Genomic DNA, 19,274 nt, shown 5'->3' on the forward strand with positions numbered 1-19,274 from the left:
CTTAGCCAGGGACTTAGACGCTCTTAACTCACCGCTTGCCGAAGCGGGAGTCTTAGAGCGGATTAGTCAGCGGATAAAAAATCTTCTGTGGGTGATAATTGAAAAACGGACAGTATAAGCTAATCCTGGAGAAGTCATTAAAATCAGTGCTGCTGAGAATTGGGTTTCTGAAGGGTGAGTGATTATGAGGTATTTGACGTTAGCAATTGCAGTGGGGATTATCTTGCTTTTTGGTTATTGGTCAGGTCGTCGCCGCCGTCGTTTAGAGAAGAAAAAGGTAAAAAAGGCTGCGCAGGTCTATCCTTTAGGAAAAGGCCAGAGACAAACGAAACTGCGCAGGGTTAAATAAACCGGTCTTAGGTTCGGTAGCTGTCAACCAAGGGTTTAACTTCCGTTTCCCATAGTGCCTGCGTTACTGTGGGATTGAGGCTGGGCTTTTTGAGCATTGCTCTCAAGAGATCCTCTTGGCCTGCGCTGCTTTGGTAATTGGAAATTTGACAGAGAGCGTATTGGGCAAAATCACGCACTAAGAAATTGAAAATCTCATCAAGCAAAGCGGAAGATAGGGAATGAATTTTGGAGTTCTCTAAAATTAATTGAGCATAAACGATTAAGGTAAACATTTCGCCCAAGGCCAGCATGTAGTCAATATTTTTGACTTGCTCCTGATTGGGAGCGGTTTGTTCTAAGAAAGAGCGGAATAGTTCAACTTGCTGAAAAAAGAGCAAGACATTGGGAACCTGAATTCCTTCATAAGGCAGACGATAGTCGGGGAAGCGGACAGAGGCCAGCTTTCCTGCTTTTTGACGGAAGAGATAGGAATCGTCGGCAGGATCGTCACGTTGAGGAATGACAGGGTATTCTTTTGGATTGAAGAAGTAGTTTTGGATGAATTTAATGACTAGGGCGATGTTGACGTGAGTGGTACCTTCCAGACGCGGGATCATACCTATGTCCCGAATCGCGGTTTCAAAATACGTATCCTGCTCAAATCCTTTGGCCGCAATGGCGTCAAGAAGCATTTCAATGATTTTCATGCCTTGGGTTGTTACTTTCATTTTTTGAATCGGATTAAACAGCAGGTAGCGCCGGTCTTCGTCCGAGGCGGAACGGAAATAATCCAGGCTTCTTAGGGCATAGAGCTTCATAGCAATGAGTCTGGCGTAAGATTCGGTAAAAATTTTTTGAATATGGGGGAAATCCGTGACTTTTTTGCCGTACAGTTCACGGTGTGCGGCGTGATTTAAAGCTTCGTAGTAGGCATGGGTACAAATTCCGATGGAAGCGAAACCGAGCTGAAATTTACCGATATTTACTGAAGAAAGGGAAGAGTCCCAAGCCAAAGTTCCGCTGGAAAGAATGGTGTCGGTTGTCACCGGATAGTCTATGAGTTCATAATCTCCAACATAGGCAGCTCGCACGCCGGAAGTGGAGATTTTTTTATTTAATTTGAAGTTGCGATGTTGAGTATCGACGGTAAAAAAGACATATTCCTTTGTGTCTTGGTAGCGCCCAAAGGTTGAGACTAAGGCCGCTTTATTGGCGTTGCCGATATAATATTTTCCGCCATTAGCCAAGTATTGTCCTTCTTTGCCGGGAGTTAAGGCCATTTCGTTGCTATAGAGGTCTGCTCCATGGGTTTTTTCCGATAAGCCAAAAGCAAAGATTCCTCCTTCGATCAACTTTTGAGCTGTTAGGTGTTTGGCCTTTTCATTATCCCCCATCCAGATGGGGCCCAAACCAAGGATAGTAACTTGATAGGCGTATTGATAGGACAGGGAATAAAAGGCGCTAATCTCATTGAACTCACAGACGCGGCTTAAATCAAACCGTGAACCTTCAGCCCCATAGCCCTTAGGAGTTAAAAGAGTGGCAAAAATCTGATGTTCTTTAACAAACTTGAGAAAATCAGTATACCAGCGGCTGGCTTGGTCGTCTTCTTTAATGCTCGCCAGACCCTTGTCCTCAAAAAAGTGAATCGTTTTCTCCATGATTTCTTTAGAGGGCAAATCTTTCTGCGGACTGTTATAGCTTTGAGGATTTAGCAATAAAGACATGCAATTCAACTCCTTTCTTGACGTGTGATAATGAATGGATATTCATTTACGAATGACCTAATTATCTCACAAATATTCTGAAAGTAAAGACCATTATCCGCTTACCTTAAGCAGAATGTCCTTGACTTCTGGTTATAGTGTGATTTCTCGACTCGAAGACAGTTTAAAACCTCTCCGGCTTTTACCGGGGAGGTTTTAGTCTAGAAAAAAAACTTTAAATAAAAATTTCCATGTATAACTATATTTGTCCATTTTTAGATAGGAAAAACAAAGAAATGGTCGAATATTCTATCTAATGACTGACGATTTTTTAGACATTGGGGAGGATTGAGAAGAATCTGTTTCTTGTATGGGGGTCTATGAAAGGAGAGATGCATATGGAAAATTTACTAATGAAAAGAGGATTTTCCAGGATATTATTTGATGCAATTCCTCAGTTGGCCTTAGTTCTTGATCCAAAGTTGCTGGTTCATGCGGTAAATCATGCGGCCTTGTCTTACTGCTCTCATGAGGAAAACGAGCTGCGGGGAGAGCGCTGCGGAGAAGTTTTGGGCTGTCTTCATCATCAGGAGAATGACTTAGGGTGCGGTTTTAGCCCCTTTTGTAAAACATGTATTACCAGGAATACTGCTCTTGAAGCCATCGTAGCCAGAGAAACGCGCCGGGCGAAAGGGAAACTGGAATTTCTTTCGGGCAATGGGATGCCTGTTTTTGTGAGTGCTTCACCGTTTGAATATAGGCGGCAGGCTTATGTTGTCATTATTATTGAAGATATTTCCTTAATTACGGAGCTTCAGGGACTCATCCCCATCTGTGCGTCATGCAAAAAGATTCGGGATGATAAGGGTTATTGGAGTCGTGTGGAGAATTATATTGAGGAACACTCGGAAGCGGAATTTACTCATGATATTTGCCCGGAATGCGCCAAACGCTTATATCCAACCTTAAAGTCCGAATCAATGGTCATCTGAAATGTCGCTTTGGATTTTAGGGGGTTGTTTCGCTTTTATGATCAAGTAAATTCCCCCTAAAATAAGGCACAATGGCAAGAAACTGCCTCTTAGCACGTAATAATAAGTCCAATTTCCAAGGAGACGAGCCAGGATTGAGTAACGTTCCATTACGTGAGATAAGCTGAGAAAACCAATGACGATGACGATAACGCCAATGCTGCGACGGTTTTTCAGCAGGAGAGTGTAGTCGAATAACTGATGGTTAAAAAGATCTTGATCATTGAGGCTCAGTCCCTGTAGTTGTTGCTTTTTTAAGTTATAGCTTTCAAAAAAACTAAAAAACCAAACGGGTATTAAAACTAAGGGGATTAAACTGTCCAAACCAATAAAATCAGATACGAAAATCATGCCTAAAGGGATGATCATAAGCTGTAAACCGCGACGAAAGAGGCCCATTTGCATGTGTGCTGCACCTGGAATGAGACTCATACAGAAAAAGAGGAACTTTTCCAGGAACGACCTTTTGGGCAGAGCGTTTGGTTCGGGAAAGAGGGTTTGTTGAATGCAATGGCGGCAGAGGGGCTTATCGTCTATTATTATGGTGCATTCTGCGCAAATCGGTAGTTTGCACTTCTCACACAGAGCTTGAGCTGCTTGGTTAGGATGGTAATTGCAATTCATGGCTAGACCTCCTTGATTATCTGGTTGATTTTGCCTGGTATGTGGACAGGGAGCTGATTTTCATAAGAACACCATGGGTCAATTCACTCATTTTGTCAAAGGGAACTACTATCTCTTTCGTAATCTCATTGTTTAATTCGGCAACTTGCGCGCCTTTGAAATTGACGGCTAAAGATGACAAGTTCAGAGCGAAAAGGAGAAATCCTGCCGCCACCATGCTGAGTCCCCAATTTTTCAAATCAAAGGTTGGGAACGAACTTTTTCTTGCTTTATATTTGTTCTTATCGATGGACGCCATGATATTAATTTTAAGGTCTAAAGGAGGACTGAAGGCGACCCGTCCTTTAGATAATAGGTCGTCGGTTTCCCGGATAAGGTCAACAGTGTGCCGGCATTCAGGGCAATGTGTTAAATGGGCGGCCATATCCAAGAGTACTGTATCAGCCAGATTTTTCTTAGTATAGCTGTGCCAATCATCCCCACTTCGAGAACATGTCATGCCCTTCACCTCCTGACAATGAAGAATTTAGTTTTTCTTTTAGTAGTTTTCGGCCGCGGAACAAGCGGGTTTCGACGGTTCTTTTGGAAGTGTCCGTTATTTCAGCGATTTCTTGAGGGCTGAAGTCTTCGAAGTAGTACAGGATAAGTACGGTTCGGTAAATGTCCGGCAAGTTTGCCACGGCGGCCTGTACTGCTGCTGACGTTTCTTGACGCAACAGCAGATCCTCAGGGCCGTCTCTCATGTCATGGAGATTATTTAAGCACGCTGCTTCTGCGTAAAGCGGCTTTTTTTTCCGGCACCAATCCAGGCAATGATTGACGGCGATCCGGTAAAGCCAAGTTGAAAAAGCCGCCCCCTGTTTGAACCCCTCAAGGCTGTTATACGCTTTGATAAAAATTTCCTGAGTGATGTCTCGGGCGTCTTCGGCATTTCGGGTGTAGTAGTAGGCGGTTCGGTATACCCCTGTCTGATAGCGTTCAACGATATCATCATAGCGCTCCCCGTGTCCTTTAAGGATACTGCGAATTATTTCATCATCATGCAAATATTAATCACCGCCTTTACAACCCTTTAGACGTTTGATTATTAATTTATACGTCAATAAACGTAAAATCCCGCTGTCTGAATTTCAGCGGGATTAGTTCTGGGCTTTATCCGATGACTAAGCCGCTCTAAGACTCCCGCTTTGGCAAGCGGTGAGTCAAGAGCGGCTAAGTCCCTGGATAAGTGCGACTAGGATTCAGTTGGAGTAAAACTCCGCCTGAATCAAGTCTTCTTTATAACCTTTTAATGTTCCGGGGTTTCTAAAACATTAATAGTTCAACAGTTAGACAGGCTGCTTCCGCACGTTGCTTTGAAAAAATAAGAATATGGGAAAGGGTATAACAATCCAGCCAAAGCTCTTTATCAGGCTATTTACCGCTCTTGTCCTAGTGAGCGCTTTTTCTTCGGCAACCATTTGGTCATATTTTACTTTTAATTCGGCATCAGTCAGTGTTTGCCCTTGCGGCTGTCCTGAGGTTGTTGTTTGTTTATACTCGGGCACCATCCGGTATTGTTCAAAACTCTGATAGCTGGCAGGCGGAGAAACGATGTCTGCGACAGCCATAAAAGCGGCTACAGTGCCGCCAATCGTCATCATCAATGTTGCGAAGAGGATTAAATAGACATAGACAGTTTTAATCATTTCATGTCCCCTTTCCGGAGATACCCCGCTTCCTTTTTTAATACCGACAATACTTGCTATGACCAGAACAATGAAAATTACAGGTATTATTACGATTAGAATACTTATCGCTATCTTGATCACCTCATAATAGTATTCTCTTAGTGATTATTTCGTCGGAAGTTTAAAAATTCCTTTATTTGAAATGCAGACCGGAAATTTTCCGCCGCTTCCAGGAGAGACTTTGCGCAACAGGTCATGTATGGCAAGTATACAGAGTGTATCTGATTGAGACATAAGCCCCTGGCGTTAGCATAGCCGTTTTTTCAAATTCTACGACTGTCGCTGGGAAGGGATTTTTCCTCTTGGAGATTGGCGGCTTTGGTAAAATCCTGCGCGGAAAGATTGCAGCGGAATCCTTGCTGTTGAGTTTTAGCGGAAATGAGTTCATTGGCATAAAAATTGCTTACATCGTTATAAGAAGATATGTCTGCCTTGCAGATATACCGGAACCCAGGTTGCTTAAAAATCTTCATAATTGACACGAGGATTCTATTGAGTTGTGCTTATGCTGCAGAAAGAGTTTAACAAAGATTATACTTGCCGGCAATGTCAAAAAAGGGAGGGAGTTCCAAATGTGTTGGGTATGTGAAAAATATGGTAATGGTCAAAAGTGGTATCTTAATCCGGAAAATTATGCCCGCCGCCTTTATAAGGTGCGTAAAGAAGGGGAAGAGGCCTCGGGTGCCGATGCAGATCCCCAATCCGCGGGCATGGGTGCAGGTGTAGTGGCCGAGCTAGTGAAAGCACGCCTGAGCGGAGATCGGGAGTGGGAAGAAGAAATTAAGCGGGATGCCTTAAAACAGGCCTATCAAACGCACTTTGGGCAAGTGGTCACTTTGGATGAGTATTTACAGATCCTGGACATTGCTTATCCTTTGGCCAAAATGACCTGTGGCTGCCGCCGGGTACAACGGGGTATGCCGGATGAGGAAAACTTTACTTGCATGGGCATAGGCCCCGGCATGTATAAATGGGAACGCTGGCCGGAGACTTACCGCGGCGGAGTAGAGTTTGTTACCCCTGAGGAAGCTAAGGAATGGGCTATGATGAATCATAAGGAAGGGCGGGTACAAACTGTTGATGTCTTCGGCACTCCCTACATCGGGGGGCTATGCCAATGTGAATATCCGGGCTGTGTGGCAGTTCGCAACCGCATCGACTATGATTTTAAATTTTTATTAAAAGGGCATTCCGTGGCCAAAGTGGAGCGCGAAAAATGCACAGGCTGCAAAAGCTGTTTGGGCCGTTGTCAGTTTAAAGCTCTTAATTTGGAAGTCTACACGAACAAAGCTTATATTGACCTTGATCAGTGCTTCGGCTGCGGGCTTTGTGTGACCGCTTGTCCCACCGGCGCTATCGAATTGTATGACCGGCAAAGTATGCCGGGGTTAGCGGAAAATTGGTAAAGGGGAGGAACAAAATGATCGCTCAAATTAAAATAGACTATGCATTATGTACAGACCCATTAAATTGCCGCCAATGCTTAAGCGTGTGTCCATCCGTTGTCTTTGTCTGCGGACCGACAAAGGTCTGGAAAGGGCGGGAAAGTGACCCTGGCGAATATAAAATTATCGGGCGTTATTACGACAAATGCTCCGGCTGCGGCGACTGTGTTAAGGTTTGTCCGACAAAGGCAATTGAACTTACGTTTATACCTCAGGAACAACTCGCCCAAATGTTTCGGGCGGAACGGGCGGCTCAACTAAAGGAACGTCAGTCGTAAAGGCTGGCCCGGAATTGGAGAAGGAAGGGGAGTTAGGCCATGGCTTTAGATTTTAAAGCTTTGCAAAAAATCAAAGGCAATCCCAGCACTGAGGTTGCCCCCAACCGGCGTTTGAAAATAAATCCCGGTCAAGATTATAGGTATGATATGCCCAGAGAACTTATCGACAAGGTTAACAAGGAATTTCCTCTGGGAAATCTGTTCAGTCAAGAGAGTGAAGTCAGTGACGAGGAATTGGCTAGACAGGGTGAGAAATTTATGAAGGTTTTGATTCAGGAAGCGGATTCGGAAGCCTGTCGGGATAGAACCGCCGCTATGATTGAACAAGTGGCCAAGCAAACGGGAGTACACTTTCCTCACGTGTTTGAGAGATATATTGAGCTGGGAATCCTGAGCTTACGCCCCCGGGACGCCTGGACGGTGACTCAGGCCACAACGAAAACTTTAAAGGTGCGCAGTTTTAATTGCGGCCTCGGCAAGCAATTCACTGAGAGGGGCATCAAATCTTGCGAGGCTTTTTGTTTAGCCGCAAGCAGAGCCGCCGCAGCAAAAATCGGCCTGAATTTAGACATGACTTGCCGCAAGGATGACAATGGAGCTTGCGAACTCGTTTTTTGCCCGCGTTAAAGGGGGAGTCAGAATGCACATTGGACACAACCACGATGACTTAGACTATGAAAATTTAGCGTTAAGGCATTATGGTGAAGGTATTTACCAAGAATCTCTGGGCAATCTTACAGCAGCTTTAAATGAGTATATGCTGGCAAATGCTCTTGACCCTAAATTAGCGGTTGTTGAAAGAAAACTGATGACATTGCGAGAAAAATTAAATCTTTAAATTAAAGGGATCGATCTTGAGAGGGAAGGTGGGGGCTTATGCTTGGTAAAGAATTAATCGGCCGGGAAAGTGAGTCGGCAGTAATAAAAATCAGACCCGATGAGGTGCGGCGGTTCGCTGAGGCCACGGGAGTCCCTTTCAATGACCGAGTGCCTCCAACCTTTGTAGGGACGCTGCTGCAGGCGCCTATCAGCGGAGTGGAATTGCCTGTCGCCGGAATGATTCATGGGGAACAAAAAATCACCTATTATCGCCAGATCCGCCTTGGAGACAGCATCTCCTATAAAAGACGGGTGAAAGATATTTATGACCGCGGCGGTAAACTGGGAAAAATGACGTTTGTAGTGCTGGAGACGATCGGGCAGGATCTAACCGGGGAACTGGTATTTTCCAGCAGCTCCATTCTGATTGCCCCGGCAAAGGAGGGAGCTCAGTGAAAAGTTTGTTCGAATACCAGGTTTCCGATCGCCTTCCGGTTCGCAAATGGGTTCCCACTGCTATGCAAATCAGGCAGTATGCTGAGGCTTCCGGAGATTTCAACCCTATTCATCTGGATGACAATTACGCCCGTCAAGCCGGCCTGGGAGGAATCATCGCTCATGGAATGCTGTCCATGGCTCAAGTGGCCGCTATGCTTACGGATTGGATCGGGGAAGAAGGGGGAATTACCAAACTGGAAGTGCGCTTTGAGCAAATGGTTCGTCCCGGGGATACTATTTTATGTTCCGGCTTTATAAGAGCTCGCTCTGAAAACATTTTAGTATGCGATTTAACGGCCTTAAACGAACGCGGCGAAAAAGTTGTGTCAGGTTTAGCTCATATTGCCATTAATCGTTAATATTTAGAGGTGTATTAATTCCATACAAGTTTCTCGCCCCCCAGTTGCTGATTAGGCAGTCTGGAGGGCTTTTTATTATTTCTAATGGCTGGCATGGTTCTTGCAACATGATTTGGCGAAAGGTTCAGGATTTTACGAGGAGCAGGAGTTAAGGCTGGCTTTGCTTCTTGCTGAACAGATTAAATCTCGCTGATTAGGAGGATTGACATGGTATACGAAACGATTTTGGTAAAAATTGAGGAAGGTATCGCAACGGTTACTTTAAATCGGCCCGAAGTTTTAAATGCCCTGAGTAATCAGGTTTTTAATGAGCTGGCGGACGTGGCCTTAACGCTTGGGGCGGACGATTCGGTTCGGGTTGTAATTATCACCGGAGGCAACAAGGTGTTCGCCGCCGGCGCCGACATCGGACAGATGGCTTCAGCGACGGCTGTCGCTGTTTCTAGCGGAAACCATCCTTCTCACCGGGCCTTTAATTTGCTTGAGAATATGCCGAAGCCGGTAATTGCGGCGATCTCGGGGTATGCCCTGGGGGGCGGATGCGAGCTGGCATTAGCGGCGGATGTCCGTATTGCCGCCGACAATGCTCAGTTGGGCTTGCCGGAAATCAAACTGGGAATTCTCCCGGGCGGAGGGGGGACTCAGCGTCTGCCCCGCCTGATTGGTTCCGGTCGGGCGAAGGAACTGATTTTTAGCGGGGATTTTATCAACGCTGAAGAAGCTTGGCGCATCGGACTGGTCAATAAAGTAGTGCCCGCCGACCGGTTATTTGAAGAAGCCGACAAGATGGCCAAACGTTTTGCGGCGCGTGGAGCAGTAGCTTTGAATATGGCGAAATCGGCTGTCAATGAGGGGCTGAGAATGGATTTGGAAGCAGGACTGCAATATGAACATAAATGCTTCAGCCTTCTCTTTGCTACGGAAGATCAAAAAGAAGGCATGAAAGCCTTTTTAGAAAAGAGGCCGGCTAAGTTCCAAGGAAAATAATGCCCTAGGATTTTAGAGGAGGAAACAAGATGCGAACAAGAGCAGAGTATTTAGAAAAGCTAAGCAAAATGAACAGAAATCTCTATGCGAATGGGGAAAAGATCGACAGGCTTGATCCGCGCCAAGAGGGCGCTCTTAATGTCATGGGTTTAACCTTCGACGCCGCTTGGGACCCCGCCAGCAAAGAGCTGTGCACAGCAATATCCCACATCACAGGGGAAACCATTAATCGTTTTAACCACATACATCAAAGTACGGAGGACCTTCATAAAAAACAGGATATGACTCGGCTTCTGTGCAACAAGGTTGGAGGGTGTATTCAACGTTGCATGGGAATTGATGCGGCCAATGCCATCAATGCAGTCTCCTATGAGGCTCAGAAATCACCTAAGGCCAAAACCGCTTACCACGACAATTTCCTCAAATGGCTGGAGCGGTTTCAGAGGGAAGACCTTGTCGCCAGCTGTGCTCAGACCGATGTTAAAGGCGAGCGCTTAAAACGGCCGGCCGAACAGACAGATCCGGATATGTATGTTCATGTTGTTGAAGAACGGAGCGACGGCATCGTTGTCCGCGGTGCCAAGGTTCATATTTCCGAAGCCTCAATTTCCGACGAAATATTAGTTGTCCCCAATCGGGCCCTGCAAAAAGGTGAGGAAGCTTACGCTGTTTGTTTTGCAATTCCTTCAGATTATGAAGGGATCAAGCAGGTTGTCCATTATCACAGGAACCGCAAACGCGACTACTACCAAAAAGGGATCGAAACGGGATACACCGATTCGTATATTATTTTTGAGGACTGTTTTGTTCCATGGGAGCGGGTATTTTTGTGCGGTGAAATCCAACACGGCGGCTTAGCTGCTTTGCTTTTTGCCCTCTTTCATCGCCATTCTTATTCGGGATGCAAACCGGCTCAGCTCGATTATGTCATCGGCTTGGCAGGACTGGCGGCTGAGATCAACGGGATCAGCAAGACTCATCATGTCCGCGAAATGCTCTCTAAGCTGATTGTGACCGGCGAGCTCGGCTATGCCGCCGGCTATACGGCTTCTGCTCTGGCTAAGCCCGAAGTTTATATACCTGGTCTGGGCACGGTTCCCTATGGGCCGGGCAGCTACATCCCGAATTCTATCTATTCGAATGTCGGCCGCTGCTTAACCGGGGAGGCCGTGTTTCATGAACAGGAAATTTTATGCAATATCGCGGGCGGTATTCCGGCCACGTTTCCTTTCGAAGGGGATCTGATGAATCCGGAAACGAAGCATCTCCTGGAAAAATACCTGAGCCGCCATCCTCAAATGCCCATTGAGGATCAGATTAAATTCTGGATGAACTTTATTGACTTTGGTTTGTCAGGCTATGCCGGTACTTCCCAATATGGCGCTTATCACGGTGGAGGCTCTCCGATCATGGAGCAAATTGCCATCACTTCCCAATACGATCTGGAGTCTAAGAAAGACATGGTTCGGGCAATTGCCGGAATGGCCCCCAGAGCGAAAAAGCAGCGGGAACAGCCTTAGGATTAGGCGCCAAGCTATAAGAAAATAGAGATCAAAAGTAGAAAGCAGGAAAAACAAAGTCTCCCCCAACCTGAAAGTTAGGGGAGCGCTGTTAAAGAAAGATAGCCCGAGGGGGTCCGGTTAATCCGCTGACTAATCCGCAATGAGGGTAAACAAGTAGGTAACAATTAGAGGAGGTACGCCATGGACACCCATGAACCTAAGAGTTGGCCGGCCAATTTAGCTTCGGACTTATGCTATCTCCGGGGTCAAAAACCTTTGTACGAGTATTTGCGCGATTATGCCTCTTTGACTCCGGAGAAGACGGCCATCGTTTGGTATGGCCGGGAGATAAGCTATTGGGAACTTAATGATCTCAGCGAGAGGTTTGCCGCTTTTTTGAAAAATCAAGGGCTGGCAAAAGGAGATCGGGTCGCGCTCTTTCTTTCCAATTGTCCGCAATACTTTATTGCTCATTACGGAATCCAGAAAAGCGGGGGAGTCGTTTGTCCATGCAGCCCTTTGTTTAAAGAATGGGAACTTGAATATCAATTAAAGGATGCCCAGGCTAAATTTATTGTTGCCGCCGATAATTTATACGATATTGTCCTAAAGGTACTTCCCCGGACAGGTATTGAACAGGTTATCCTGACAAATTACGGGGACCTTCTTCCTTCCAAAGCGACGATAGATCTTCCGGAAGAGATTTGCCGGGATAAATTGTCCGTCCCCGGTGCGACTGATCTGCTGACGGCTCTTGACAACACGGAAGCAGCCCGTCAGGCTGCAGACATAACCTTGGAGGACATCGCCTTAATGGTATATACTTCCGGCACAACGGGTCAGCCGAAGGGAGCTATGCTGACCCACCAAAATGCCCTTTTTAAAGCTGCCGCGACTGCCCAGAGCAACCAAATTAAGCGGGAGGAAATAATACTTTCCGTTGCTCCGCTTTATCATATTGCCGGAATGCTGATGGGATTAAATTGCACAATTTATGCCAACGCCACTACCGTACTGCTTCATCGTTTCGACCCTGCCGCCGTTTTACAGGGGATTGATCGTTACAGATGTACATGGTGGTATAGTGTTGCTCCTATGAACGTTTACGTTATGCAGGCGCCTAATGCCTTGCAATATGATCTCTCTTCCCTAAAAATCAATGCCGCCACCAGTTTTGGAATTAACCTGACATCTGAGCTGGCGGGGGAATGGGAGAAATTTACCGGTGGTTGTAAGCTTTACGAGGGAGCTTACGGTTTGAGCGAAACCCATACCGGAGACACGTTTATGCCTGTCCGGGCCATAAAATATGGAACTCAAGGGATTCCGACCTACGAGACAAAGATTCACATTCTTGATCCGGAAACAGGTGAGAAAAAAGCTAGAGGTGAAATGGGCGAAATCGTCCTGAAAAATCCGGGAGTTTTTAAGGGATATTGGCGCAGGCCTGAGGATACCGGGCGAACGTTGCGCAATGGCTGGCTTCATACCGGAGATATGGGGTACCTGGACGAAGAGGGCTATTTGGTGTTTTGCGGACGCTTTAAAGAAATGATTAAAGTATCGGGTTACAGTGTCTTCCCGGAGGAAGTGGAAGCAATGCTGATCAGGCATGAAGCGATTGCTCAGGTGGCGGTGGCCGGTGTTGACGATCCCCAAAAGGGCGAAGTCATCAAAGCCTTTGTGGTACTTAAACCGGGACACTCTGAGCATATTAAGGCTCAAGAAATAATGGAGTGGGCTAAACAAAGAATGTCCCCTTATAAGTCTCCGCGTTTGGTGGAATTCCGTGATTCATTGCCGTCCACCGGGGCCGGAAAAGTCTTGCGGCGCCTTTTAAAAGAACAATAGCTTTCACGAGACGAAGGGCTTTGCTCCCTTTATGTTGAATAAAATTACTGAGATTACAATTAAAGCCTTGAGGGCTGCTCCAGGTAAGCCGGTTCAGCCGTTCAGGCTCCACGAAAGGAGTGAATTGTATGCCTTATCTCAGTGTCAAAGGAACGAAGACGTTCTATTTGTGTACAAGCGGAAAGAGCGGAAATTTCTTGCCCGTTGTTTTGATTCATGGCGCCGGAGGTTCCAGTCAGCGTTGGTCGGGACAATTCTCAAATTGGCAAAATCAAGAAACCCTATTCGCTGTAGACCTGCCCGGACATGGCAATTCCGAAGGAGCGCTGCTGAAGGATATTGGTTCAATGGCTGAATTCATCGCCGATTTTGCGCAGGCCTTGGCTTTAGAAACCTTTATTCTAGGCGGGCATTCTATGGGAGGAGCTGTTGCGCAGGAGTTTACCTTGCGCTATCCGGAAAAAGTAAAGGGTCTGATCCTTATCGGGACGGGCGCCCGCCTGCGAGTGGCTCAAAGTATTTTAGACGCTTTGGCCGCAGGCAAGATGCCTTTTAAGGATGTCAATCACTTGTATGGCTCGGCAACGCCGGACGAGCAAAAGGCCGGGGAAATGAAAGAACTGGAGAAGATTTCGCCGGAAGTGTTCTGGGCTGATTTCCACGCCTGCAATGAGTTTGACCGGGTAGGGGACGCGGAAAAAATTCAAGTACCCAGTTTAATCCTGGTAGGGGATGAAGATGTCATGACTCCTGTGAAATACGCTCAGTTCCTGGCAAGCAAGCTTCCCGGGGCGGACTTGAAGGTTATCGGCTCTGCGGGGCATATGTGCATGGAGGAGAAAGCCGCTGAAGTGGCAGAGGAAATCCGCAGCTTTCTGAATCAGTTTCGGATTTCGGCATCCGGCGCAAACGTTTAACAATACTTATCCGGCGGACGAAACACACTCCTAAGGTTTAGAGGGCAGCATTACGAATATAAATAAACTAATGACAGGGCAGAGATAAACTTAACAAGAAAGAGGTGAAGCTTGGTTAAAGCCAGGCAATACGAATGAGCAATAATTACGGCAGCGTTATCAAATTTGAAAAACAAGACTATTGCGGTGCGCTTATTTTGGACAATGCCGAGAAGATGAATGTCGTAGGAGATGAATTTCTCAAAGAATTGGGGGCTCTGCAGCAGGATATTTTAGGTATGGAGGAGTTGAGAGCTTTAGCTATTGTTGCCAACGGCGATAACTTTTCGGCGGGAATTGACCTGAAAATGCTTCACGAGGTCAGCTCGGAAAAAGTAAAAGCAACCTTAACTCATCTGCAGGGGCTTTACAGCTTTTGGCAAACCCTCTCCATACCGGTTGTTATTGGAGTTCAGGGATTCTGTTTCGGATCTGCCGTGGAACTTATGTTGGGCTGTGATATTAGAATTGCCGCCGAAAACCTCAGATTAAGCTTGCCGGAGGTTAAATTAGGCTTAGCTCCGGACATGGGCGGGACAACGAGACTAACAAAACTTGTAGGAACCGGACAGGCCAAAAGGCTTATCATGGCTTGCGAAGAAATAGGGGCAGAGGAAGCCCTGCAAATTGGTCTTGTGGAAAAAGTTGTTCCAGCCGATAAATTAAGAGAAGCGACGATTCGCTTAGCTCAGAAGATGGCGGCCTATCCGCCGTCAAGTGTCGCCTTTGCCAAAAAAGGGATTAATCTGGCCGCAGAGAGCAGTGTAGCCGCGGGGCTTTTATTTGAACAGGCTCAGTCTACTTACTGTTGCGGCACGGAGGATCTTAAAGAAGCGATCTCGGCTTTTTTTGAAAAAAGAAAACCCAGCTTTCGCGGCCGCTAATTCATGGCAGCTGATAACGTATTTATAGGCGGCATCTTCAAGGCCAAATGATGGCTGCCGGACGATTTTGCTATGGTTATTGACACCTTGAGTGACAGATTAAGATTAAGATCTGCAAAGTTTATCTATCCTGGGGACGAAAGTTTCGGCTCTGGGATTTCTTATTTGAGTGCAAGAGGAGGCTTCTCGATAGAATAGTTGGAATTTTTAAAATATTATGGTATCCATCTTTACTTTTTAAGCTTTACTCGGGTATAATGTTTACAAAAGATACAAAAAGATGGAGGAATAACATGAGTACCGGAGCCCATGCTGTCACAACAAACGATTTTCCGTGCTGGGATCAGGAATTGTTATTTAAAATCCTGGATAAGATCCATGACGTGGTACTGGTGATCGACTCCAATACAACCATTGTCTATGCCAATGAAGCCTACGCTCGAATTTTAGGAGTTCCCGTAGCTAAAGTTTTGGGCCGCAGGCTCGACAAAATCGAACCTGATGCCGCAGCGATTAAAGTTTTATGCAATGGAAGGGCCAATAATGGCGCAGATCATTTGGATTCTTTAGGAATTGATGTAGTGGGAAGCACCTTTCCTCTTTATAAGGGAAAACATATTATAGGTTGTATTTCTACATTTAAAAATGTTACGGAAGTGGTTGAGTTAAACCGAGAACTGCAGCAAACCAAAGGTGTTGCCGATTATTTAAAAGAGCAGTTGGAACAGTGGGAACAACTGCCCCTCTCCTTTAAGGAATACGTAGGTCAAAACCGCAATGTTAAAGAAACCTTGGTGTTGGCGGCAAAGGTAGCCAGGACTGACAGCACTGTGCTGATTCTCGGGGAAAGCGGTGTGGGCAAAGAAGTTTTGGCCAAGGCTGTTCATAACGCCAGCCGCCGTAAAGACAAACCCCTGATTAAGGTAAATTGCGCGGCTATCCCGGAGACCTTAATAGAAAGCGAATTGTTTGGCTATGAAGAGGGGGCTTATACCGGAGCCAAAAAAGGAGGAAAACTTGGCAAATTTGAATTAGCTCATAGCGGTACCATTTTCTTGGATGAGATCGGGGATATGAGTTTAACTATGCAGGCCAAATTGCTGAGGGTTCTTCAAGAAAAAGAGTTCGAACGGGTAGGAGGGTCTGCAACCGTTAAAGTGGATATTCGAGTTATTGCGGCCACTAACAGGGATCTGGAAGCAATGATCGCCGCCGGAACGTTTCGTAAGGACCTCTATTACCGGCTTAACATTGTTCCTCTTAATTTAAATCCTCTCCGTGAACGCAAAGATGACTTGATGGCTTTAACCAAAACATTTCTGGATAAGTTTTCTCGGGAAGTCGGTCATGAATTGAGTCTTTCGTCCCAAGTTGTGAGGATATTTCAGCAATATGACTGGCCGGGCAATATTCGTGAATTGCAGAATGTTCTCGAACACGCGAGTATCGTTTGCAATGGCTCCCTGATTGAGATACGGCACTTGCCGGGGCATGTTATTCCGAGCAACGGCGAGCCGTTGTATATAAAAGATAAACACGGTGACCTTAAAGAGGCTGTGGCAAAAGTTGAGAAAGAACTGATATTAGCAGCTTTGGCAAACAGCAACAATAATCGCTCTAAGGCTATGAGAGCTTTAGGCATTTCGAGACGGGCTTTTTATGATAAATTGCGCAGGTATGGGATTGAGGAGTAGCCTGGGGCTGATCTCCGAGGGCGGGGAATCATAAAGCTTCTGTGCGTTTTATATACGATATTCTTTACCGGATTCTTTGATATGTATTAAATTTATACAGAGAAAAACCCTTCAAAGATGCTAAGAGCTGATTTGAAGGGTTTTTGCTATGAAGAAATTTGTGGCATGAAATTTGCAATATTAAGCAAACCAAGCCAACAAAATGCAAGTAAGGAGCGGAGAGGACCTAAGCTTAAGGACCTCCAGACGGTTTAAGCGCAGCGCGAAACCGGGGGATTAACTATGAATGAAGAGATGTTTATTCAATTGCTGCCTAAGCTGTTATTTATCTCAGGGGAACAAGGCGGGCGATTCCCGTACAGTAATGGCCTCTTGATTGAAGGCAACAGGAGAGTTTTGGTAGATACGGGATTTGGCGTCAGCCGGCGGGAGAAAATCCTCGCGGGCGGCCGGGTTGATGTCATCATTAACACTCATTTTCACTTGGATCATGCTTACGGAAATAAGTATTTTCCGCAGGCCAAGATTTGGGTCCACACTCTTGACGCCCCGCCAATACGTTCTGCGGATCAATTTATGGCTTACACGGGTTTCTCTGAACCTTCTGATTTCCCGGTACCCGAACATTTTCCCGGCGGACCGTCAGGTCGGGAAGTGGACCGGGAGCTTTCGGACGGCGAAGTTTTGGATTTTGGAGACATCGCCTTGAAAGTTATTCATACACCGGGGCACACCCGGGGACACATTGCTTTATTTGAACCTCAGGCCGGCATCTTGTTCTCAGGGGATATTGATCTTTCCTCTTTTGGTCCGTGGTATGGCAATGTGCGTTCAGATCTTGAGGAATTCGTGGCTTCCATCAATCGGCTTATTGATTTAAACCCTAAGATATTGGTCACAAGCCATGCGGGAATTATCGGGGATCATATTCCAGAACGCTTAAAGAGGTATGCGGCAATGATTGATCTCCGTGACGAACAAATCCTCAAGCACCTTCAGGTTCCCAGGGGAGCGGCAGATCTTCTCGATCGGAAAATTATTTTCCAGCGCTACCCGGAACCACAGAAAGCCTATCGCTTTTTTGAACAGACGATGTTGGAAAAACATCTGAAGCGCTTAGTTAAACAGGGGAAGATAGTCAGGAAGTCTGACGGAAAATACAAAACCTGCGCTTAAGAGGTGTTGGTCCTCAAGGGGATAAGGCAACCAACTAAATCAGAATGAATTGAAAAAGATCTTAAAGAAGAGGGGAGTTTTATGGTCAAACCATCCGTGTCCATCGTCAAAGTAACAGATGTTTACGAATCTCTCCAGGAAAGTCTGAATTTATGTCACGGCCTGGCCGGTTTGAACACCAACGAAAAAATCCTGATCAAACCGAACATTGTCAGCTGGGACTTCGAATTACCCTTTCCTCCTTTCGGGGTAGTAACTACGAGCGTTGTGATCGAAGCTTTAGTCCGCATTCTTGCCGAACATGGCTTTAAGGATCTGACAATTGGTGAAGGCGCTCTGCCTGTGCTTAGTCCTAAAGGAGAAGCCGTTTATGAAACCTTGGGATATCATAAATTGGCAGAACGCTATGGAGTTAAGCTTGTAGATTTCAATCAGGAAGAATTTGTGCCTGTCGATTATGGAGACGGGCTAAAACTTGAAATTGCCAAACGGGCTCTGGAAGCTGAAAAGATCATTAATGTGCCTGTATTAAAAACGCACAATCAAGCAAAGGTTTCCTTGGGAATAAAAAACCTCAAAGGGTGTCTTAATAAAAGGTCCAAACAACTTTGCCACGGTGTAGGTGATCAAGAGCTTAGTTCAATGTTTCCACGGATCATTGAAAAGCTCCCTGTTGCTCTGACAATTATTGACGGCCTATATACTCTGGAGAAAGGTCCGGGACCCACGGGAAAAGCGTATCGCAAAAACTTGCTCATATCTTCCCGGGACTCCTACGCGTGTGATCTGGTGGGTTCAGCTATCCTTGGCTATCCGGCGCAAGATGTGGAACATCTCAGCAATTTTGCTCAACGCCATGGCTATAGTACGGAACTGGCCGCTTACGATATCCGCGGAGAGAGGGTAGCTGATCATCAGGAGTTTGTAGAATACGATTGGGAGTGGACCGGGCAAGACACAGGCCCGGCGGGCTTTGAAAAACGTGGCATTTCCGGCTTGGCAATTCGCAAGTACGACAGCAGCTTATGCACAGGCTGCTCGGTACAATATAATCCGATGTTGATCCTCTTTTCCTCGGCCTATAAAGGCAGTCCTTTTCCCAACGTTGAGGTGGTAAGCGGCAAGAATCGCTTAGCGTCTCCCGGATTTGACAACAGCGTGCTCTTTGGAAAGTGTGCTTGTCACTTAAATAAAGATAATCCGGAGATCAAGAAGGCGATTCCTCTCTGGGGATGTCCGCCGGATCTTAAGAAATTTGTGGAGGTTTTGGCTGAAGCGGGAATTGACTGTGATTATCAGGAGTATGTGCGCTTCCGTCATTATTTACTGGATCGCTATAAAAAGGACGCGGACTTCAAGCTATCCGACTGGTCTGTCAAGTAAAAATATGATCAAATGGGAGGA

The 19,274-nt window shown here is 46.1% G+C and carries 21 protein-coding genes; 16 read left to right on the forward strand and 5 right to left on the reverse strand.

The window, feature by feature from the left end:
- The first annotated feature begins 184 nt into the window (after positions 1–184).
- Complete coding sequence (locus tag REC12_RS22400) at positions 185–349, forward strand: hypothetical protein (protein ID WP_308898106.1); 165 nt, start codon at positions 185–187, stop codon at positions 347–349.
- Between the two features lie 7 nt (positions 350–356).
- Here REC12_RS22400 and REC12_RS22405 read toward each other — a convergent pair whose 3' ends face one another.
- Positions 357–2,057 (reverse strand): acyl-CoA dehydrogenase family protein, encoded by a 1,701-nt coding sequence (locus tag REC12_RS22405; RefSeq protein WP_308898107.1) that lies wholly within the window; start codon positions 2,055–2,057, stop codon positions 357–359.
- Positions 2,058–2,434: 377 nt separating this feature from the next.
- Here REC12_RS22405 and REC12_RS22410 point away from each other — a divergent pair, with 377 nt between their 5' ends.
- On the forward strand, positions 2,435–3,028 hold the full coding sequence (locus tag REC12_RS22410) for a nitrogen regulation protein NR(II) (RefSeq protein WP_308898109.1): 594 nt from the start codon (positions 2,435–2,437) through the stop codon (positions 3,026–3,028).
- Here the strand turns inward: REC12_RS22410 and REC12_RS22415 are convergent.
- From REC12_RS22415 to REC12_RS22430, 4 genes are all read right to left on the reverse strand, one after another.
- The gene (locus tag REC12_RS22415; protein ID WP_308898111.1) at positions 3,014–3,691 is read right to left on the reverse strand and encodes a B-box zinc finger protein; all 678 of its coding nucleotides are present in this window, start codon (positions 3,689–3,691) and stop codon (positions 3,014–3,016) included. The genes REC12_RS22410 and REC12_RS22415 overlap by 15 nt on opposite strands.
- Before the next feature lie 16 nt (positions 3,692–3,707).
- Positions 3,708–4,190, reverse strand: coding sequence for an anti-sigma factor (locus tag REC12_RS22420; protein WP_308898112.1), 483 nt, complete (start codon positions 4,188–4,190; stop codon positions 3,708–3,710).
- The gene (locus REC12_RS22425) at positions 4,165–4,737 is read right to left on the reverse strand and encodes an RNA polymerase sigma factor (RefSeq protein ID WP_308898116.1); all 573 of its coding nucleotides are present in this window, start codon (positions 4,735–4,737) and stop codon (positions 4,165–4,167) included. The genes REC12_RS22420 and REC12_RS22425 overlap by 26 nt, the downstream gene beginning before the upstream one ends.
- A 282-nt stretch (positions 4,738–5,019) precedes the next feature.
- Positions 5,020–5,502, reverse strand: coding sequence for a hypothetical protein (locus REC12_RS22430; protein ID WP_308898118.1), 483 nt, complete (start codon positions 5,500–5,502; stop codon positions 5,020–5,022).
- A gap of 491 nt (positions 5,503–5,993) precedes the next feature.
- Here REC12_RS22430 and REC12_RS22435 point away from each other — a divergent pair, with 491 nt between their 5' ends.
- From REC12_RS22435 to REC12_RS22500, 14 genes are all read left to right on the forward strand, one after another.
- Entirely contained in the window at positions 5,994–6,827 is an 834-nt protein-coding gene (locus REC12_RS22435; protein WP_308898119.1) for a 4Fe-4S binding protein, read from the forward strand.
- 14 nt (positions 6,828–6,841) lie between these two features.
- Positions 6,842–7,144 (forward strand): 4Fe-4S binding protein, encoded by a 303-nt coding sequence (locus REC12_RS22440; protein ID WP_308898121.1) that lies wholly within the window; start codon positions 6,842–6,844, stop codon positions 7,142–7,144.
- Positions 7,145–7,183: 39 nt separating this feature from the next.
- Positions 7,184–7,771, forward strand: coding sequence for a hypothetical protein (locus REC12_RS22445; protein WP_308898123.1), 588 nt, complete (start codon positions 7,184–7,186; stop codon positions 7,769–7,771).
- 13 nt (positions 7,772–7,784) lie between these two features.
- The gene (locus REC12_RS22450; RefSeq protein ID WP_308898124.1) at positions 7,785–7,982 is read left to right on the forward strand and encodes a hypothetical protein; all 198 of its coding nucleotides are present in this window, start codon (positions 7,785–7,787) and stop codon (positions 7,980–7,982) included.
- 38 nt (positions 7,983–8,020) lie between these two features.
- Positions 8,021–8,419, forward strand: a complete 399-nt coding sequence (locus REC12_RS22455) for an FAS1-like dehydratase domain-containing protein (protein WP_308898125.1) — start codon at positions 8,021–8,023, stop codon at positions 8,417–8,419.
- Positions 8,416–8,820: a MaoC family dehydratase gene (locus REC12_RS22460; protein ID WP_308898126.1), complete on the forward strand. Its 405-nt coding sequence runs from the start codon at positions 8,416–8,418 to the stop codon at positions 8,818–8,820. Before REC12_RS22455 ends, REC12_RS22460 begins: the two co-directional genes overlap by 4 nt.
- Positions 8,821–9,027: 207 nt before the next feature.
- Positions 9,028–9,807 carry an enoyl-CoA hydratase/isomerase family protein gene (locus REC12_RS22465; protein WP_308898127.1) on the forward strand — a complete coding sequence of 260 codons (780 nt, stop codon included), beginning with the start codon at positions 9,028–9,030 and terminating at the stop codon, positions 9,805–9,807.
- A 29-nt stretch (positions 9,808–9,836) separates the two neighbouring features.
- A complete protein-coding gene (locus REC12_RS22470) occupies positions 9,837–11,327 on the forward strand; it encodes a 4-hydroxyphenylacetate 3-hydroxylase family protein (protein ID WP_308898129.1) in 1,491 nt (496 codons plus the stop codon).
- A 183-nt stretch (positions 11,328–11,510) separates the two neighbouring features.
- The gene (locus tag REC12_RS22475; protein ID WP_308898131.1) at positions 11,511–13,160 is read left to right on the forward strand and encodes an AMP-binding protein; all 1,650 of its coding nucleotides are present in this window, start codon (positions 11,511–11,513) and stop codon (positions 13,158–13,160) included.
- Between the two features lie 128 nt (positions 13,161–13,288).
- Positions 13,289–14,077, forward strand: a complete 789-nt coding sequence (locus REC12_RS22480; protein ID WP_308898132.1) for an alpha/beta fold hydrolase — start codon at positions 13,289–13,291, stop codon at positions 14,075–14,077.
- A gap of 134 nt (positions 14,078–14,211) precedes the next feature.
- A complete protein-coding gene (locus REC12_RS22485) occupies positions 14,212–15,000 on the forward strand; it encodes an enoyl-CoA hydratase/isomerase family protein (RefSeq protein WP_308898133.1) in 789 nt (262 codons plus the stop codon).
- A 293-nt stretch (positions 15,001–15,293) separates the two neighbouring features.
- Positions 15,294–16,694 carry a sigma-54 interaction domain-containing protein gene (locus REC12_RS22490; protein ID WP_308898134.1) on the forward strand — a complete coding sequence of 467 codons (1,401 nt, stop codon included), beginning with the start codon at positions 15,294–15,296 and terminating at the stop codon, positions 16,692–16,694.
- A gap of 282 nt (positions 16,695–16,976) precedes the next feature.
- Positions 16,977–17,870, forward strand: a complete 894-nt coding sequence (locus REC12_RS22495) for an MBL fold metallo-hydrolase (protein ID WP_308898135.1) — start codon at positions 16,977–16,979, stop codon at positions 17,868–17,870.
- An 81-nt stretch (positions 17,871–17,951) separates the two neighbouring features.
- The gene (locus tag REC12_RS22500; RefSeq protein WP_308898137.1) at positions 17,952–19,253 is read left to right on the forward strand and encodes a DUF362 domain-containing protein; all 1,302 of its coding nucleotides are present in this window, start codon (positions 17,952–17,954) and stop codon (positions 19,251–19,253) included.
- The last annotated feature ends 21 nt before the right edge of the window (positions 19,254–19,274 follow it).

Source organism: Candidatus Desulfosporosinus nitrosoreducens, from assembly GCF_030954495.1.
GTDB classification, from domain to species: domain Bacteria; phylum Bacillota; class Desulfitobacteriia; order Desulfitobacteriales; family Desulfitobacteriaceae; genus Desulfosporosinus; species Desulfosporosinus nitrosoreducens.

Bases quoted from the DNA above. Each gene is read 5' to 3' on its own strand.
- REC12_RS22415 (WP_308898111.1), bottom strand. From the start codon at position 3,691: ATGAATTGCAATTACCATCCTAACCAAGCAGCTCAAGCTCTGTGTGAG.
- REC12_RS22465 (WP_308898127.1), top strand. From the start codon at position 9,028: ATGGTATACGAAACGATTTTGGTAAAAATTGAGGAAGGTATCGCAACG.
- REC12_RS22435 (WP_308898119.1), top strand. From the start codon at position 5,994: ATGTGTTGGGTATGTGAAAAATATGGTAATGGTCAAAAGTGGTATCTT.
- REC12_RS22445 (WP_308898123.1), top strand. From the start codon at position 7,184: ATGGCTTTAGATTTTAAAGCTTTGCAAAAAATCAAAGGCAATCCCAGC.
- REC12_RS22500 (WP_308898137.1), top strand. From the start codon at position 17,952: ATGGTCAAACCATCCGTGTCCATCGTCAAAGTAACAGATGTTTACGAA.
- REC12_RS22405 (WP_308898107.1), bottom strand. From the start codon at position 2,057: ATGTCTTTATTGCTAAATCCTCAAAGCTATAACAGTCCGCAGAAAGAT.
- REC12_RS22400 (WP_308898106.1), top strand. From the start codon at position 185: ATGAGGTATTTGACGTTAGCAATTGCAGTGGGGATTATCTTGCTTTTT.
- REC12_RS22470 (WP_308898129.1), top strand. From the start codon at position 9,837: ATGCGAACAAGAGCAGAGTATTTAGAAAAGCTAAGCAAAATGAACAGA.
- REC12_RS22490 (WP_308898134.1), top strand. From the start codon at position 15,294: ATGAGTACCGGAGCCCATGCTGTCACAACAAACGATTTTCCGTGCTGG.
- REC12_RS22480 (WP_308898132.1), top strand. From the start codon at position 13,289: ATGCCTTATCTCAGTGTCAAAGGAACGAAGACGTTCTATTTGTGTACA.
- REC12_RS22455 (WP_308898125.1), top strand. From the start codon at position 8,021: ATGCTTGGTAAAGAATTAATCGGCCGGGAAAGTGAGTCGGCAGTAATA.
- REC12_RS22475 (WP_308898131.1), top strand. From the start codon at position 11,511: ATGGACACCCATGAACCTAAGAGTTGGCCGGCCAATTTAGCTTCGGAC.
- REC12_RS22440 (WP_308898121.1), top strand. From the start codon at position 6,842: ATGATCGCTCAAATTAAAATAGACTATGCATTATGTACAGACCCATTA.
- REC12_RS22495 (WP_308898135.1), top strand. From the start codon at position 16,977: ATGAATGAAGAGATGTTTATTCAATTGCTGCCTAAGCTGTTATTTATC.
- REC12_RS22485 (WP_308898133.1), top strand. From the start codon at position 14,212: ATGAGCAATAATTACGGCAGCGTTATCAAATTTGAAAAACAAGACTAT.
- REC12_RS22420 (WP_308898112.1), bottom strand. From the start codon at position 4,190: ATGACATGTTCTCGAAGTGGGGATGATTGGCACAGCTATACTAAGAAA.
- REC12_RS22410 (WP_308898109.1), top strand. From the start codon at position 2,435: ATGGAAAATTTACTAATGAAAAGAGGATTTTCCAGGATATTATTTGAT.
- REC12_RS22450 (WP_308898124.1), top strand. From the start codon at position 7,785: ATGCACATTGGACACAACCACGATGACTTAGACTATGAAAATTTAGCG.